The following is a 15,495-nucleotide window of genomic DNA, read 5'->3' as shown; positions in this document are numbered from 1 at the left end:
TGTTTCGTGGTCCAATGATGAATGAAAGACTTAGAATGGTTCAGGACCTCATAGATAAGGGCTACATAAAATCTGAGTCCGTAAGAAGGGCGATGGAGAAGGTTCCAAGGGATGAGTTTGTCCCCGAAGATGAAAGGCACAGGGCCTACCTTGACATGCCCCTCCCGATAGGTGAGGGACAGACCATATCCGCACCCCACATGGTCGCCATGATAGCGGAGCTACTGGACCTCGAGGTTGGGATGAAGGTCCTTGAGGTTGGCACCGGCTGCGGTTACAATGCAGCGGTCATAGCAGAGATAATAGGGAATGAGGGCCACCTCTACACGGTTGAAAGGATAAATTCATTATATGAGAGGGCAAGGAAAAAACTTGAGGCCCTGGGATACGATAACATCACGGTTATACATGGGGATGGAAGTAGAGGGTACCCTCCTGCGGCCCCCTACAGCAGGATCTACGTGACAGCGGCAGCACCCTCCATACCTGAGCCTCTCATGGAACAGCTGGAGGTGGGGGGAAAACTTTTAATACCTGTTGGTTCTGATAAATTCTACCAGGAACTTGTTCTTGTTGATAGGCTCTCCTCTGGGGATTACAGATCCAGAAACCTTGGGGGAGTTGCATTTGTTCCATTGATAGGTGAACATGGCTGGAAATTCCACTGAACCCGTATTTAGGCGGGAATTTCACAGATGACTTTTAAAGGGGATTCTTAATGGACAATATCAGGGTTTACATAGAGACGTTTGGATGCACATTCAACCAGGCAGACTCAGAGATCATGGCTGGTGTCCTGAGTGAGGCAGGGGCTCTCCTTACAGGGATTGATGAGGCGGATGTGATAATCCTTAACACATGCTATGTTAAGCATCCCACTGAACACAAGGTTATAAACAGGATAAAGAGGATCAGGGAGATGCACCCTGATAAGGGTCTCATTGTTGCCGGGTGCATGGTTGAAATAGACCCAGAAAAACTTGAATCCATATCAGGGCATGCCTCATGGCTTGGACCCCACCAGCTCATGAGAACGGCGGAGGTTGTGCGTGCCGCATACCGCGGTGATGTTAAAAGGATAACCGGTTTCACATCCGATGTGAAGGTGGGGGTACCCAGGGTGAGGTCGAACCCCCTGATACACATCATACAGATATGTGAGGGATGCAGTGGAAGCTGCAGCTACTGCTGTACACGCTTTGCAAGGGGGAGAATACAGAGTTACCCATCAGATATCATCGTCCAGGAGGCCAGGGATGCCATCGAGGCTGGATGCAGGGAGATTCAGCTGACGGCACAGGACACTGCGGCATATGGTTCTGATACAGGTGAGAGACTCTCTGACCTCATAAGAGAAATAACTGAAATACCTGGTGATTTCAGGGTGCGTGTTGGCATGATGCACCCTGCAAGTGTCCTGAGGGACCTTGATGGTCTTGTTGAGGCATTCAAGTCAGAGAAGGTGTACAGTTTCCTCCACATCCCTGTTCAGAGTGGAAGTGACCGTGTCCTCAGGGATATGGGGAGGGGGCACACTGTGGATGATTTCAGGATGATAGTTGACAGGTTCAGGTCAAGGATTCCTGAGATCTCCATTGCAACTGATATAATCGTTGGCTACCCCACTGAGGGAGAGGATGACTTCCTTGACACCTGCAGACTCCTTGAGGAAGTGAGACCCGGCTTCATACACCTCTCAAAGTACAGGCACAGGCCACGCGCCCTCTCGTCCTCCCTTGATGAAATAGACTTCAGGGAACTGCGGAGGCGATCAAAGGCCGTTGAGGAACTCAAGGGGAGGATCACAGAGGAGGAAAATAAGAGGCTTGTCGGAACCACCCAGAACATACTCATAGTTGAGAGGGGAAGGAAGGGTGGCTTCATAGGCAGAACAGACTCATACATACCTGTGGTTACACATGATGGCGAGGTTGGATCCTTCAGGAGTGTGAGGATCCAGAGGGCCACGGGAACATACCTTATAGCAGAATCAGAAGATTAATAGCCCCAGTAAGATTTTATTTTATCTTTTAACTGCTTGAGTGTCGGTAGGTTTTTAAAACCAAGTAAAATAAGTTGAGACTTGTCTTACGTTTTAATGTCCTTAAAAATACTATATAGATTAGAATTTCTGGATAAAGAGGTGGTTATAAGTGCCGTGGGCCGGACTTGAACCAGCGACATCCAGATCTTCAGTCTGGCGTTCTCCCAACTGAACTACCACGGCATAGTGGGCCGGACGAGATTCGAACTCGTGATCACCTCCGTGTCAGGGAGGTATCATACCCCTAGACCACCGGCCCATGTTCCTTCTAAACTATGGAAGTAGTCATATATAACCTTTTCCATCATGGGGTGGGAATTCTGGAATAAAAGCCTCCTTACAGTCATGGGGTGGCACCATGAACCTGAAACGCCCAGTTAAATCCCATAAGCATGATAATGGTTAAAAATAAAGATTTTCAGGAGTTTCATCATGAAGTTTTCAATTAATATATACAATAAATATATTTCTAATACTTCATACATACTATTCTTGGAAAACTTTTTAGTGAATCTGATAACTTAAATAATAACTGAATGTGAAACCATTAGGGAATTGATGGTTTTACACAGATACACAAGGTTCATTGATAGGGTGGGGGCATTGGTTAATAGAACTCTTACTTTTACAGAAAAGATACAGTCATACAGGGATATGAGGACCCGGCTGTCTATTGTAGCATCACTCACAGCCATCTGTGTTGCTGCAACGGTCTATTTCCATATGTTTCTTGGAGTTGAAATTGTATTCACCCACATCTTTTACATACCAATAGTCCTTGCAGCTATCTGGTTTGAGAGGAAGTCATTTCTTGTAACAGCATTACTGGGCACGGTACTTATTGTAACAAACATCATGGCATCTCTTTCGGGTTTCTATGAGGACCTGCTGAGGGTTTCCGTGATGTTCTTTGTTAACCTCATTACAGTACTCCTGGCAGAATCCGTCGAAGAATCAGAGGAGGTTATCCGTGAGACCGAGGAGAAGTACAGGACAATAGTGGAGACAGCAAGGGATGCAATAATAACCGCTGATGAGAGGGGAAGGGTGGTTTCATGGAACCACGGTGCCGAGAAGATCTTTGGATACACTGCAGATGAGATGATGGGAAAACACATCAATAAAATAATCTCAGAGCAAAAAAGGGACATGCACAGCTTTCAGGATATAAATAGTGACATTTCGCTGATGATTACAGATGTCGAGGCCATCAGAAAGGATGAAAAAAGAGTCCCTGTTGATATTTCCGTCACAGGATGGCATTACCAGGGGGAAAACTTTGTAACAGCAGTTATAAGGGACATTTCAGAGAGGAAAAAGGCTGAAGAGGCATTGAGGGAGAGTGAAAAGAAATTCAGGGCGGTTTTCAATGGCGTTGAGGATATAATAACCATCGTTGAGATAAGGGATGATGGACTGCCAGGTAACTACATTGAGGTGAACAGAACCGCTGTGGAGAAACTTGGCTACTCAAGGGATGAACTCCTCAACATGACCCCCATGGACCTTGGACCCACAGAGGAGGAGCTCTCAGCGAATATGAGGACACTCCTTGAAAGGAAGGCTGCAAGGTTTGAGAGAACCTACATATCAAAGGACGGTCGCAGGATCCCGGTTGAGGTGAACTCCCGCCTTACTGAAATTGGTGGTAAAAATGTAGTAGTATCTGTTTCAAGGGACATAACCCATAGACTGGAGAACGAAAGGAAACTGAGGGAGAGTGAGGAAAAATACAGGTCACTATTTGATCTTTCACCCGACTACATAATCCTACTTGATCTGGATGGCGCTCTGATACTGGATATCAACTCAACACTTTCAGAAAGACTTGGAATGGCGCCTGAGAAACTTCGAGGAACGTCCATCTATGACATCGAATTCATCGCTGATGATGTGAAGGACGAATTCAGATCAAAAATTGCTATAATAAAAGATAAGGAGAGTGTTAAACCATATGAAGTTGTCCTTAATGACCCCCTTGGAAGGGAGTACACTGTGAGGATATACAATAAACTTGTACATGCGGAGGGGAGGGACTGTGCCCTGGTGGTCCTTCATGACATCTCAGACCTCAAGAGGACACAGAGGATGCTTGAGAAATCCCTTGAGGAGAAGGAACTCCTCCTCAAGGAGATACACCACCGGGTCAAGAACAATCTGATGATAATTTCAAGCCTCCTCAGCCTCCAGTCAAGGAAGGCCAAGGATGAAGAGACCCTGGACCTCTTCAGGGAGAGTGAAAACAGGGCGAGGTCCATGGCCCTGATCCATGAGAGGCTTTACCGTTCAGAGGATCTCAGGAACATTGATATGGGCGAATACATAAGGACACTCGCATCTGAGGTCTTCAGAAGTTACTCTGCAGATTCAAGGATAAGGCTGAATATGGATGTGGATGAACTGAAAGTTGACGTGGAGACCGCCATACCCGTTGGCCTTATCGTCAATGAACTTTTAACAAATGCTGTGAAGCATGCCTTCCCTGATGGCGAAGGCACCGTATCTGTATCGGTTAAAAGAAGTAATAATCACGTTCTGATTGAGGTTAGTGATGATGGAGTTGGATTCCCACAGGATCTTGACTGGGAGAGCAGTCCATCCCTTGGTCTCCAGCTTGTAAGGAACCTCACCGACCAGATTGACGGGACTGCAGAGATGATTTCAGATGGGGGTACAACATTCAGGATAACCTTCACAGAGAAGGGCGTTATTGATGAAAAATAGAAGTAAAGTGATAGAAAAGAATTATTCTATCTTCCTGAACTCCTTCCTGGGAGCCCCGCAGATGGCGCACCTTTCTGGTGCCTCACCCTCAACGGTGTTACCGCACCAGTTGCAGACGTAGTAGTCCACCTCAACGTTCCTTCCAAGGTTATCGAGGGCATTCTGGTAGAGTTCAGCGTGGATCTTCTCAACCTTATTTGCGACGTCAAAGCTCCAGCGTGCCTGTTCCTCACCCTCTGCTTCTGCTTCCTCTATGAATCCCGGGTACATCTCCTTGAATTCCGCGGTTTCTCCGGCTATTGCCTCCCTTAGGTTCTCCTCTGTGCTATTGACGGCCCCCATGGCCTCAAGGTGGTTCAGTGCATGGACTGTCTCTGCTGCGGCCGCGGCACGGAAGAGCTTTGCAACCTGGTGGTAACCCTCCTCATCAGCCTTTCTTGCAAATGCAAGATACTTTCTGTTCGCCTGGGACTCCCCGGCAAATGCTTCCTTCAGGTTATCCATTGTTGACATCAAAAATCACCTCATCTTATTATTATGTTATTCTGAGCTTATAAAGAAAAACCATGAATCAGCACAGAATCATAACAGCTTAAATCTGGTAGGGGGCACCTGGGCCCTGAAAAAATAAATAGGTAGAATTATCGGGCCTACCTATAACTGTTTAGCGGCCATTTCAATGTCTGTGGCTTTAACAGTTTTTCTGCCGGCGTGTTTTGCAAGTTCAACGGCTTTGCGTGAGATTTCCTCACCCATGTCTTCGAGGGCCTTTGCTAAAGCCTCTTTTGCATCATCACTTATTCTCTGGGCACCGGCATTTTTTATTATTCTACCTACTGGTGCGATTGGTAATTCAGCCATAATTTCACCTCCAAATTAAGCTGGTAATCTCTAATATTTAAATTTATTGGTTCTGCCGGGTTAATGGACCACATAGGGCCCATGGGGGTAAATGGATATGGATTTCACCAAAACCAAAAATTTTAAACTTGGAGAACCAGATACTAAATCGCATGTTTGGCACCATGGATATCAAAACCCGCACAGAAAAAATACTTGAAAAGGCAATGGACGAGCCAATCAACAATGAGGAGGCCCTCTACTTAATGAATGTGAGGGGAAGGGACCTTCAGGCCCTTTTAATAGCCGCGGACACTGTCAGGGAGTCCGAGGCGGGTGACAGGGTAACCTACATTGAGAACTGGAACATCAACTTCACTAATATATGCTCGGGACAGTGCGGGTTCTGTGCCTTTAAGAGGGATGATCTGGATGGGGACGCATATTACCTTGAAACTGAAAGGATCCTTGAAATTGCCCGCAAGGCCGTGGAAAACGGTGCCCGTGAACTCTGCATACAGGGAGGCCTCTACCCTGGCCTTGACACCTACTTCTATGAGGATCTTGTGAGGACCATAAAATCAGAGCTACCCCATGTGCACCTCCACTCATTCTCCCCAATGGAGGTCTACTATGGTGCCTGTAATGCGGAACTATCCATTGAAGAGGCCCTGAGGATACTTAAAAGGGCGGGTCTCGGTTCAATGCCCGGTACGGCGGCAGAAATACTCAATGATGACATAAGGGCCGTTATATGCCCTACAAAGCTGAGTACCGGGGAGTGGGTTGAGGTTATAGAGACAGCACACAGGGTTGGGATACCAACAACCTGCACCATGATGTACGGTCACATCGATGGACCCGAGCACAGGGTTGAACACATGGACATACTGCGCCAGATTCAGGAGAGAACAGGGGGATTCACGGAATTCGTTCCATTACCATTCATGCATCCAAGGGCCCCCATATACCGTGAGGGAAAGGCGGCTGCAGGTGCAACCGGTGCAGAGGACCTCAAGGTCTACGCGGTTTCAAGGCTGATGTTCAGGGGCCTTATCAGGAACATACAGGCCTCATGGGTTAAACTGGGCTTTAAGTTTGCACAGGTTGCCCTCATGTCAGGTGCCAACGACCTTGGGGGTACACTGGGTGAGGAGAACATATCAAGGTCTGCGGGCGCCTCACATGGTGTTAGAACTGAACCTGAAGAAATAATAAGGGTTGTGAGGGACCTGGGAAGGATCCCTGCAAGCAGGGATACGCTTTACAGGGAAATAGAGGACGTTTAGCGTTTCAGGGTCGCTGATTTTATTTAATCCATTCTTTCTATTATTATCCTGTCACCCTCATCAACACTGAAGAAAAGTTCAAGGTTTCTGGTCACCCTCCCTATATGATTCACCGGGGAGTAGGGCTGTGTTGACCCGAAGAATATGCAGAGGGCGTACCCTGGCGGCCAGTAGGATATGTCCCCGGGACTGGCGGTATCAGAGGGGTTCTCATAGTCGAGGGTGACTGGTATGTCAAAGTAGACCTCCTCCATCCACAGGAGGGCCCTGCCCTCAAGTGGAAGGCTCTCATAGATCCTCTCTGCAGATTCAGGGTTTCTCTCATCAAGTTCGGCCTCAGCGTAACCCTTACCCTCCACGGTTATCCTTATCCTCATGTCAGATCACCCTCTGGGAATGCTTCCGAGGATCAGGAACCTCTCTTCTCATATTACCTCCACCCCTCCATGATCTGGACCCCGGTTGATGTTCCAATCCTGTCTGCACCGGCCTCTATCATTGCAAGGGCTGTTTCAGTATCCCTTATACCGCCGGCTGCCTTAACACCCATCTCATCACCTACAGTCTCCCGCATGAGTTTTACATCCTCCACTGTGGCACCTGAAAGTCCACCATAGGCTGTAGATGTTTTAACAAATGCGGCACCAGCATCCTTACTTATGAGGCATGCCTCCACCTTCTCCTCGTCTGTGAGGTAGGCTGTCTCCAGTATAACCTTCACAGGGACGCCTGCGGCATCAACGACTCCACTTATATCCTCATAGACAAGTTCCCTCAGCCCTGACTTCAGTGCCCCTATGTTCATTACCATGTCAACCTCCTCTGCACCGTTTTCCACGGCCTCTGATGCCTCGAAGGCCTTAACCGCAGGCGTGTTAACACCTGCTGGAAATCCTATAACAGAGCAGACCATGACATCACTGTCCCTCAGGAGTTCAGATGCCAGACTGACGTTGGTTGGGGTGACAACCGCGCACCTGAACCCATACTCAATGGCCTCCCTGCAAAGTTTCTCGATATCAGCAACAGTTGCATCTGCCCTTACATTTGTATGGTCTATGAGTGATGCAAGTTCCTCTGCTGTTTCAACCTTCATTTTAATCCTCCTGAAGCTTTTTTGACATGTAGGGGCCCTCTCTTCTGTAGCCAAATTTGCTGTAGTATTCACGGGCCCCTATCCCGCTTGTGACCATAATTTTTTCCATTCCCCCATCAGATGCTATTGTCTCTGCACGGCTTAGTAGTTCCTCACCGTAGCCCCTGTGCTGTCCAACGGTATCCCGACGCTCACCTATGGGTATCATTGAACCGTATACATGGAGTTCCCTTACAAGGGCGGTTTTATCATCTATTTCAGGTCGGTGGGCATTTTCTGATGGGAACCTGAGCCTCAGGAATCCAATGAGGACATCATTTTCAGGGTCCTCTGCTGAGATGAAGAACTCCCTGCCGCCTGTGGCATCGTACTCCTCAACCATCACTGTAACTGCATCCTCATTGACACTCACACCCCTGCGGCTCATGTGACCCACCTCACGGCACCTTATGCACCTGCAGCGGATGTCCTCCTCCTCCAGGCGCCTGTAGACCAGTTCACCCAGGTTGGACTTTCTGACACCATCAACTATAAGCTGGGAGGGTATATCCCTCTGTATCCTCATGGTTCTCACCCATGGGGGCATCATCTTCTTTATCTCGACGATTAGATCAACGGCCTCCTCTGTGGAGTATGGTTTATAGAGTCCCCTCTCCCAGAGATTGTAGAGTTCGCTGCCCCTGGTAACAAGGCAGGGGTATATCTTCAGCATGTCAGGTCTGAAGGATGGGTCCTGGAATATCCTCCTGAATATCCTGAGGTCCCGGTCAAAGTCTGAGAAGAGGCCGGGCATGAGGTGCATCGCAACCTTTATCCCCGAGTCCCTGAGTATCCTGTTGGACTCTATAACGTCCCCTATGCTGTGGCCCCTCCGGATGCGCTGGTAGATGTAGTTGTAGATGGTCTGGACACCAAGCTCAACCCTGGTAACCCCAAGGTTGAGCATCCTGTCAACGTCCTCCTCCCGGCAGTAGTCTGGCCTTGTCTCAAATGTCATCCCAACGCAACGAACCGGCGATGTCTCGTTGAACCGCTGGGCGTCATCCACCTTCACATAACCGTGGTGATTGGGCATATCCACCTTGACACCACTCAGCCTGGCTCCAAAGTCCACCATGGCCTCAAGGCAACTGGATATGAACCATTCCTGGTAGCAGAGGCTGTGAGACGGAAAGGTGCCCCCCATGACTATGAGTTCCACCTTGTCAACAGGGTGGCCTATGCTGTGGAGCTGCTCAAGGCGATTGTAGACCTGCCTGTAGGGGTGAAAATCGTACATTCTGGCCCTAAGGGCGGCTGGTTCCTCTCCTGTATAGCTGGGGGGTGCCTTTTCACTTTCAGGGCAGTACAGGCACCTTCCATGGGGGCATTCATGTGGGTGGCACATGACTGCCACAACGGCAACACCCGATATTGTCCTGGTGGGTTTTTTCCTGAGGAGATTTTCGATCAATTTCTTTTCTTCTGGAGCAGCATGTTCAAGGATTTCTGAGTTACTCATGAATTTTTCAAGCCCAAAGTCACGGCAAACCCTGTGTTTAGCCCTTTCAAGGTCCTGCCTTGTTTTTATTTGACCTGATATTATATCATCGATTATCCGGCGACAAGCTTCCCTCATTATCTTCACCGTAAAGGTTCACTGGTAGATAGGCATTTTCATTCAATTCAGCGTCATTAATATGATTTTTCATTGGATTCCCTTTCTCATAAGATTCAGCGTCCTTATTATATCTGTCCTTGAAATTATACCCTTCAGTTTACCGTCACCCATCACAGGGAGCCTTCCAAGCTGGTGGCGGTTCATTTTTTCAAGGACAGAGGTGAGTTCCTCGTCCTCTGCGGCAGTCACAACCTCAGGGGTCATCACGTCACCCACCATCACATCTCTGGCAGCCTCTGATATGTCATGGAACGTCACTATTCCTGCGAGCTCATCCCCATCGGTTACAGGGTAACCCATGTGCTTCTTTCTGAACATGACATCAAGGGCCTCCCCCACTGTCATGTCAGGTCTGAGTGTTACAGGATCCGGGGTCATCACATCCCCCACGGTCACCCCCTCAAGAAGCGAGGATATTAGGGTTGACTGGTACTCCTGCTCTGCACCTATGTAGATGAAGAGCCCTATCAGTATCAGGAAGAGGTTATAGAAGAGGCCCGTGACCGCCATCATTGCGGCAATGGCCTTACCAAGGTTCGCTGCTATCCTGGTTGCCCTCAGGTAACTCACACGTTCAGCGAGTATCGCCCTCAGTATCCTCCCACCATCCATTGGGAATGCAGGTATAAGATTGAAGAGTGCCAGGACCAGATTCACGGCCAGGAAATCTCCAAGGAATGGTCTGAGGGGTCCTGTGAGGTTCAGGAGGATTGGCACTGCTGTTAACACTGCCATTATGATGTTTGTGAGTGGCCCGGCGATGGATATGAGGAACTCCTGCCTTGGCACCCGTGGTATCTCCTCCATCCTTGAAACCCCTCCTATGGGGAGGAGGAGTATGCTCCTTATCTTCACACCGAACCTGAGGGCGACATAGGAGTGGGCCAGTTCATGTATCACCACCACCACGAAGACGAGGGTTATGAGCACAGCAAGGTTGAGTGATAGGAAACCAAGGTAGGTGAGGAGGTATATGAATACCATCAGAATGAGGAATGAGATGTCGAGTTCAACGGGTATTCCAAGAACCCGGAATATCTTCACGGCAGCCATGCTATTATATTGGAGTGCTATGAATAAATCATTTTTTATACCATGATGCACATAAATGTTAGTGGTGTTAAGATGAAGGTAACGGAGTTCCTGGGTCGTAAGGTGCTGGATAAGAATGCCATGGAGATAGGAAAGGTCTCTGACCTTGAACTGGACCCTGAAAAGGGTGTTGTGAATTCCATTACAATATCCAAGGGGGAGCTGTCCCTTAAACAGAGGACACTCATTGTTGGCATGGACAACGTGAGCAGGGTTGGAGACTATGTGATACTTAAAATAGCCGCTGATGAGGCGGAAGAGGCCCCTGAAGAGGAGTCAAATGAAGTTTCACCTGAATGATGGTGGATACAATGGAGGTTAAGGACGTAAACGGGAATGTGCTGACGGTTGGCATGGCTGTCCGTTACACAGGTACCGGAACGACGGGTGAGATCTCAGCCATCAAGGTTGAAGATGGTGATGGTTGGGTACGTCTGGAGGACTCTGATCTATGGTACAACGCGAATTACCTGGAGGCAATCGACAGATCCCAGCTTAAGATGGGATCCGGGAAAGGAAGAAAAACTGATACCGTCGAAAAGCTTAAGAGGATGAAAGAGGACTTTGAAGACATTGATATGGGTTCAGAGGTCTGTGACGGTGGCGGATGAAATCCATTAAATCCTTTTTTATCAGTTTTTAATTCATATATGGGATACAAAAAGTTAAGGGGTGATATTGTGTCTGAGACAAAACTTCCAGGTCTTTTAACACTGATTCTGGGTATTCTTGTGATAATCTTTCCGGTGTTTTCAATATTCACACTGAGTGTCCTCACAGGTGTTGCGGTTCTCTTTCTGGCGCTCTGGCTGTTCCTTCTTGGCGTGAACGCATGGAAGGTTAGCAGAGGGGCAGGTGTGATTTATGTTGTGCTGGGAATACTTGGCGTGATACTTGCAGCTGCCCTTGCAGGTAACGTGACGCTCTTCAGTTTCCTTGCAGCATTCTGGATATACATCACAGGTATAATCCTCATAATCGCAGGTGTTGCAAGTTTATTCTCCAGGGAGCACAGAGCAGGAATGGTTGCAGGTCTATCAGTTGTGGTTCTGGGAGTCCTTTACATCATTCTGGGAGTATTCGTAAGAAACCCTGTTTTCCTTGCCTGGCTGATTGGTCTTTCACTGGTCATTGATGGTATCGGTCTTCTTCTCTATGAATGACCGCCTGGAACATCAGGGTCCTGCCTGCTCACACAGAAACGGCAGAGGGCGGTGGGGGTGCTGATCTGCCTGTCCTTCACAGGGCAGTAGAAGACATCACCCACCCTTCTAACCCTCAGGCCTCCGGGGAAGCGGGTTCCAACAGGGTGGACTGGTTCCTCCCTTACAAAGGTTACGTAGATGGTTATTATACGGGCGATCCTCTGGAAACACCTTTCAGGCTGTGACCTGGCACGCCTTAACTGTTCATCAAGGAAACCTATGAATTCAGACAGCTTTTCAGTGTCAACATCTCCGGGGTAGATGTTTTTATCATTCTTTATATCCCTTATCCTGTTGAAGAAGGCCCTGGTGAACCTTTCAATGAATTCCTTCTGCTCCCTTGGTGGCATGTATCTGGCATCCTCCCTCAGGTAAACCGATGCGTCCATCACATCCTTTATGTGTACCGACGAAGCCTCCTTTTTAACCATCTCAAGGAGCTCCATTTTTGTCAGTTTCTCTGGAATCTCATCCGCCAGGATCATTGAGGCCCTCCTTCAGGTTTTCAAAGGTTCTCACGATCAGAAGTCATCTCCCTGAGTCATGTGGGTCTGCTCTGCAATGCAGATATCACACAGCGCTGATGGATTATCCTTCTGCTTATCCTTCACAGGGCAGTAGTATGTACCATTTTCCTCTGTAACTGAGTAGCCACCGGGAAAAGGAGTTCCCACGGGGTGGAGGGGTTCTGAAAGGATAAAATTCCTGTAAATAACAGTTAAAACCACAATAAGGGGGCTGGAGGTCTCATGTAATCTTTTCAGTGTCCTCAGAAGGCTTTTTCTATCTGCAGTGATATTCACCACACCGCCCTTAAGAGCAAGAACAGCTTCAACAGCAATTCCAGTATAGGTTTTTATATAGGCCTCCCTGTACCCTCTGGGGACGTGGGCACATTCCCTCTCAATGAATTCACGGATTCTCATGATGTCAAATATGCTGATGGACGCTGCACAATCCCTTAAAATGGTTTTAAGGCTGGCCGGATCTCTCAGCATATCCTCTAATGGCCTCGGCGAGTTTTTCCCCGATACCATCGATTCGTTTGAATTCATCCTTCCGCACATGTCTGAGGTCCTCCCCAAAGGTTTCAACAATCTTACGGGCCCTGACACGTCCAAGGCCCCTCACACCAACCACCAGTGGAATGATGTCCTCCCTGACTCCATAGTAGAGTCTTGCAGCCAGAACATCGAGTTTCCCTGTGTAACCATAAACGCCCTGGATTTCACAGATCCTCTTGAAGAACTTAACGAGCCTTGATGCCTCGTATGCGGTTCTTCTTGTTGATGCCGCATAGACATTGAAGGCGTTCTCAATCTCATACTCCGTCCTCTCATTTATCCACTCAATGAGGGCTGCTGCTGTTGCCTCGGTGTTACCGGCGTCCATGACAAATATTCCATGTTCCATGAGCCTCTCACGTACAGGGTCGTGGCTCTTCCGCCCCTTGAATGGTATGAGTGGAATGTCGGGTGTCCCTGTCAGCTCGTAGATGAGGCGGTAGATGTTGAGTTCATCCATTTCAGATGCAAACTGGTGGAGTTTTATGGCTGTTTCAACAGCGTAACTGGATTTTGCAATTAGAAGACCGAATTCTGTTGCTGATAAGCCACTGGGACCAGGATATATGATCCTGTTCTTAATTAAAAACTCTGTGGCGGTCTCGATTTCGTACTGAATGCTGTCAATGCCAAATGCACTGCTGAAGGGCCCTTCACTCATCTGGTAGCCATAGAAGGTCTCCCTGAAGAATTCAAGAAGGTCTTCAGTTGTGGATGCGAGTCCTGAAGCCACCTGTGCGATTATCTGCCTGTAGAGGGCATCCCGGTTCTCCAGGAGCCTCGAGTTGGTCCTCTCCACCTCACCATTCACATAGTACTCCTCGAGTTCCATTGCCTCATCATGGCTCTTTGCTATGAGGTAGGAGTAGCCGATGTCATCATAGAGGGGTCTCCCGGCCCTCCCTGACATCTGCTCATAATCAAATACAGGGATCCTCTGGGGGCCCTGCCCTGTCCACCTGGTGTAGTCCCTTATTACAACGGTCCTTGAGGGAAGGTTCACCCCGTACATGAGGCTGGGAGTTGCTGTGATCATGAGGATGTTGCCCCTCCTGAATTCGTCCTCTATTATTTCCCGCTGCCTGTTGAAGAGGCCTGCATGGTGGAATGCAACCCCTGCCCTGATGCAGTCTGCAAGTTTCAGGCAGGTGGATGTTGGGGGTGAGCCGCTGGCCCTTGGCACGTCAAGTATCCTCTCTGCCACTTCATTGAATCTCTCCAGCAGGTCCCCCGGGATCTTCTTTTTGATCCTATCTGCAAGGTAGGATGCTAGGGATTCTGTGAACCTCCTTGTGGATACGAATGCCAGGGTCTGGCTATCCTCACTGATGGACCTCTCAAGAATCTTCAGGACAACCTGATTCTTGTCCCGGGCCCCGAACATCTCGGTGTCAAGCACCTCCCGGTGCAGGGGTACCGGTCTGTAGTCGTGTTCAACGATTCTTGCACCAAGCCACTCACCTATTTCATCCATATTTGAGAGGGTCGCTGAGAGGGCCACAATGCGCATTGCGGGATTCAGTTTTCTGGCCCTTGTGATGGCGGATTCTATTACAGGGCCCCTGCTGTACTCTCCGATCATATGGAACTCGTCCACTATGAGAAGGTCAATCTCCCTCAGGGTGTTCCATGAGAATCTTGTGAGGCTGTCAAATGATTCGAAGACCATCACCGCCAGGTCTGAGGTTCGGGGATCCTTACCCACACTTATACCGTGCTTTTCAAGCTTCCTGAATTCCTTTACCTTTTCGTTCTGTATTGATATGAGTGGTACGGTGTAGATAACCCGCCCACCGTCCATTATGGCTTGAATGGCAGCCAGAACTCCCAGGAGGGTCTTTCCACTGGCCGTTGGTATGGCTATGATGAAATTTTCATCTGATTCCAGGTAACCGGCCTCAACAGCACTCATCTGGGCTGGGTTCAGGGATTTTATATATGGGTAGCAGTCGGTGATGATCTTCCGCAGCTCCGGGTTCAGAAATTTCATTCAACCACTTCTTCCAGTTCTGCCTTCTCCTTTTTAAGTACCCTGATATTACTGATTTTGGTTTCAGGGTACTGTCCATGCTCGTCCTTCTCTACACTTTTGACCATGTCCCAGATTGTAAGGAGGGCCACAGAAACCCCTGTAAGGGCCTCCATTTCAACACCTGTTTTTCCATCGCACCTTACAGTCACCCTGGCGGTGATCCCGTCATCCATAACATCGAATTCAACGTCAACCCCTGTTAGAGGAAGCTGGTGACAGAGGGGTATGAGGTCCCAGGTCCGTTTAACCGCTGCTATGGCTGCTATCTGGGCCGTTGAAAGCACATTTCCCTTTTCGATTCTTTTTTCATTGATTAATTTCAGGGTGTCCTTAGTGAGGAATATGTGACCTTCAGCGGTTGCCGTCCTTCTGACAATTGCCTTAGAACCCACATCAACCATTTGCACAGATTCTCCATTTAGATGGCTAAATTTCTTCATTTTTATCAC

Annotated in this window: 17 protein-coding genes and 2 tRNA genes; 7 read left to right on the top strand and 12 right to left on the bottom strand. The window is 48.5% G+C overall.

Features of this window, described 5'->3' with window-relative positions; translation table 11 throughout:
• The first annotated feature begins 14 nt into the window (after nt 1-14).
• Both QFX39_RS01215 and QFX39_RS01210 read left to right on the top strand, forming a co-directional pair.
• A complete protein-coding gene (locus QFX39_RS01215; protein ID WP_300476618.1) occupies nt 15-668 on the top strand; it encodes a protein-L-isoaspartate O-methyltransferase in 654 nt (217 codons plus the stop codon).
• A gap of 50 nt (nt 669-718) precedes the next feature.
• Nucleotides 719-2,002 (top strand): tRNA (N(6)-L-threonylcarbamoyladenosine(37)-C(2))-methylthiotransferase, encoded by a 1,284-nt coding sequence (locus QFX39_RS01210; RefSeq protein ID WP_300476616.1) that lies wholly within the window; start codon nt 719-721, stop codon nt 2,000-2,002.
• Nucleotides 2,003-2,154: 152 nt separating this feature from the next.
• Here the strand turns inward: QFX39_RS01210 and QFX39_RS01205 are convergent.
• Together QFX39_RS01205 and QFX39_RS01200 are read right to left on the bottom strand one after the other, a co-directional pair.
• A tRNA-Phe gene (locus QFX39_RS01205) sits at nt 2,155-2,227 on the bottom strand.
• 4 nt (nt 2,228-2,231) lie between these two features.
• Nucleotides 2,232-2,303: transfer RNA gene (locus tag QFX39_RS01200), tRNA-Val, on the bottom strand.
• Nucleotides 2,304-2,647: 344 nt separating this feature from the next.
• On the opposite strand from QFX39_RS01200, the gene QFX39_RS01195 reads away from it, so the two are divergent.
• Complete coding sequence (locus tag QFX39_RS01195) at nt 2,648-4,768, top strand: PAS domain S-box protein (RefSeq protein WP_300476613.1); 2,121 nt, start codon at nt 2,648-2,650, stop codon at nt 4,766-4,768.
• Between the two features lie 21 nt (nt 4,769-4,789).
• Here the strand turns inward: QFX39_RS01195 and QFX39_RS01190 are convergent, their stop codons facing one another.
• Nucleotides 4,790-5,281, bottom strand: coding sequence for a rubrerythrin family protein (locus QFX39_RS01190; protein WP_300476611.1), 492 nt, complete (start codon nt 5,279-5,281; stop codon nt 4,790-4,792).
• 141 nt (nt 5,282-5,422) lie between these two features.
• Nucleotides 5,423-5,629: a histone HmtA1 gene (gene hmtA1 / locus QFX39_RS01185; RefSeq protein ID WP_013296030.1), complete on the bottom strand. Its 207-nt coding sequence runs from the start codon at nt 5,627-5,629 to the stop codon at nt 5,423-5,425.
• A 152-nt stretch (nt 5,630-5,781) separates the two neighbouring features.
• Here hmtA1 and cofH point away from each other — a divergent pair, with 152 nt between their 5' ends.
• Nucleotides 5,782-6,897: a 5-amino-6-(D-ribitylamino)uracil--L-tyrosine 4-hydroxyphenyl transferase CofH gene (gene cofH, locus QFX39_RS01180; protein WP_300476608.1), complete on the top strand. Its 1,116-nt coding sequence runs from the start codon at nt 5,782-5,784 to the stop codon at nt 6,895-6,897.
• 23 nt (nt 6,898-6,920) lie between these two features.
• Here cofH and QFX39_RS01175 read toward each other — a convergent pair whose 3' ends face one another.
• From QFX39_RS01175 to QFX39_RS01160, 4 genes are all read right to left on the bottom strand, one after another.
• Nucleotides 6,921-7,274, bottom strand: coding sequence for a cyclophilin-like fold protein (locus QFX39_RS01175; protein WP_300476606.1), 354 nt, complete (start codon nt 7,272-7,274; stop codon nt 6,921-6,923).
• Between the two features lie 53 nt (nt 7,275-7,327).
• Entirely contained in the window at nt 7,328-7,993 is a 666-nt protein-coding gene (gene deoC, locus QFX39_RS01170) for a deoxyribose-phosphate aldolase (RefSeq protein ID WP_300476603.1), read from the bottom strand.
• Between the two features lies 1 nt (nt 7,994).
• A complete protein-coding gene (locus QFX39_RS01165; protein WP_300476601.1) occupies nt 7,995-9,611 on the bottom strand; it encodes a tRNA uridine(34) 5-carboxymethylaminomethyl modification radical SAM/GNAT enzyme Elp3 in 1,617 nt (538 codons plus the stop codon).
• 69 nt (nt 9,612-9,680) lie between these two features.
• Entirely contained in the window at nt 9,681-10,706 is a 1,026-nt protein-coding gene (locus tag QFX39_RS01160; protein ID WP_300476598.1) for a CBS domain-containing protein, read from the bottom strand.
• Between the two features lie 72 nt (nt 10,707-10,778).
• On the opposite strand from QFX39_RS01160, the gene QFX39_RS01155 reads away from it, so the two are divergent.
• The 3 genes from QFX39_RS01155 (at nt 10,779) to QFX39_RS01145 (ending at nt 11,908) form a co-directional block, all read left to right on the top strand.
• A complete protein-coding gene (locus tag QFX39_RS01155) occupies nt 10,779-11,045 on the top strand; it encodes a PRC-barrel domain-containing protein (protein ID WP_300476596.1) in 267 nt (88 codons plus the stop codon).
• Between the two features lie 11 nt (nt 11,046-11,056).
• Nucleotides 11,057-11,356, top strand: coding sequence for a DUF2098 domain-containing protein (locus tag QFX39_RS01150; protein ID WP_300476593.1), 300 nt, complete (start codon nt 11,057-11,059; stop codon nt 11,354-11,356).
• Between the two features lie 69 nt (nt 11,357-11,425).
• Nucleotides 11,426-11,908, top strand: a complete 483-nt coding sequence (locus tag QFX39_RS01145) for a DUF308 domain-containing protein (RefSeq protein ID WP_300476592.1) — start codon at nt 11,426-11,428, stop codon at nt 11,906-11,908.
• On the opposite strand, the gene QFX39_RS01140 is transcribed toward QFX39_RS01145, so the two are convergent.
• From QFX39_RS01140 to moaC, 4 genes are read right to left on the bottom strand one after another with little or no spacing between them, the layout of a single operon-like run.
• Nucleotides 11,899-12,435 (bottom strand): DUF2115 domain-containing protein, encoded by a 537-nt coding sequence (locus QFX39_RS01140; protein WP_300476591.1) that lies wholly within the window; start codon nt 12,433-12,435, stop codon nt 11,899-11,901. The two genes, QFX39_RS01145 and QFX39_RS01140, sit on opposite strands and share 10 nt — an antisense overlap.
• Before the next feature lie 36 nt (nt 12,436-12,471).
• On the bottom strand, nt 12,472-12,948 hold the full coding sequence (locus QFX39_RS01135) for a DUF2115 domain-containing protein (RefSeq protein WP_300476589.1): 477 nt from the start codon (nt 12,946-12,948) through the stop codon (nt 12,472-12,474).
• A complete protein-coding gene (locus tag QFX39_RS01130; RefSeq protein ID WP_300476587.1) occupies nt 12,923-15,004 on the bottom strand; it encodes a DEAD/DEAH box helicase in 2,082 nt (693 codons plus the stop codon). Before QFX39_RS01130 ends, QFX39_RS01135 begins: the two co-directional genes overlap by 26 nt.
• Nucleotides 15,001-15,486, bottom strand: a complete 486-nt coding sequence (gene moaC, locus QFX39_RS01125; protein ID WP_300476584.1) for a cyclic pyranopterin monophosphate synthase MoaC — start codon at nt 15,484-15,486, stop codon at nt 15,001-15,003. Before moaC ends, QFX39_RS01130 begins: the two co-directional genes overlap by 4 nt.
• Nucleotides 15,487-15,495: the final 9 nt, after the last annotated feature.

It is taken from the genome of Methanothermobacter sp., assembly GCF_030055425.1.
Lineage (GTDB): Archaea > Methanobacteriota > Methanobacteria > Methanobacteriales > Methanothermobacteraceae > Methanothermobacter.
This window is presented reverse-complemented; position numbering and strand designations above follow the sequence as displayed.

What these genes read in the sequence shown, in the direction of transcription:
- QFX39_RS01130 (WP_300476587.1), bottom strand. Translation starts at nt 15,004, where the DNA reads ATGAAATTTCTGAACCCGGAGCTGCGGAAGATCATCACCGACTGCTAC.
- QFX39_RS01155 (WP_300476596.1), top strand. Translation starts at nt 10,779, where the DNA reads ATGAAGGTAACGGAGTTCCTGGGTCGTAAGGTGCTGGATAAGAATGCC.
- QFX39_RS01150 (WP_300476593.1), top strand. Translation starts at nt 11,057, where the DNA reads ATGGAGGTTAAGGACGTAAACGGGAATGTGCTGACGGTTGGCATGGCT.
- QFX39_RS01210 (WP_300476616.1), top strand. Translation starts at nt 719, where the DNA reads ATGGACAATATCAGGGTTTACATAGAGACGTTTGGATGCACATTCAAC.
- QFX39_RS01160 (WP_300476598.1), bottom strand. Translation starts at nt 10,706, where the DNA reads ATGGCTGCCGTGAAGATATTCCGGGTTCTTGGAATACCCGTTGAACTC.
- deoC (WP_300476603.1), bottom strand. Translation starts at nt 7,993, where the DNA reads ATGAAGGTTGAAACAGCAGAGGAACTTGCATCACTCATAGACCATACA.
- QFX39_RS01190 (WP_300476611.1), bottom strand. Translation starts at nt 5,281, where the DNA reads ATGTCAACAATGGATAACCTGAAGGAAGCATTTGCCGGGGAGTCCCAG.
- hmtA1 (WP_013296030.1), bottom strand. Translation starts at nt 5,629, where the DNA reads ATGGCTGAATTACCAATCGCACCAGTAGGTAGAATAATAAAAAATGCC.
- QFX39_RS01140 (WP_300476591.1), bottom strand. Translation starts at nt 12,435, where the DNA reads ATGATCCTGGCGGATGAGATTCCAGAGAAACTGACAAAAATGGAGCTC.
- moaC (WP_300476584.1), bottom strand. Translation starts at nt 15,486, where the DNA reads ATGAAGAAATTTAGCCATCTAAATGGAGAATCTGTGCAAATGGTTGAT.
- QFX39_RS01165 (WP_300476601.1), bottom strand. Translation starts at nt 9,611, where the DNA reads ATGAGGGAAGCTTGTCGCCGGATAATCGATGATATAATATCAGGTCAA.
- QFX39_RS01175 (WP_300476606.1), bottom strand. Translation starts at nt 7,274, where the DNA reads ATGAGGATAAGGATAACCGTGGAGGGTAAGGGTTACGCTGAGGCCGAA.
- QFX39_RS01135 (WP_300476589.1), bottom strand. Translation starts at nt 12,948, where the DNA reads ATGCTGAGAGATCCGGCCAGCCTTAAAACCATTTTAAGGGATTGTGCA.
- cofH (WP_300476608.1), top strand. Translation starts at nt 5,782, where the DNA reads ATGTTTGGCACCATGGATATCAAAACCCGCACAGAAAAAATACTTGAA.
- QFX39_RS01215 (WP_300476618.1), top strand. Translation starts at nt 15, where the DNA reads ATGATGAATGAAAGACTTAGAATGGTTCAGGACCTCATAGATAAGGGC.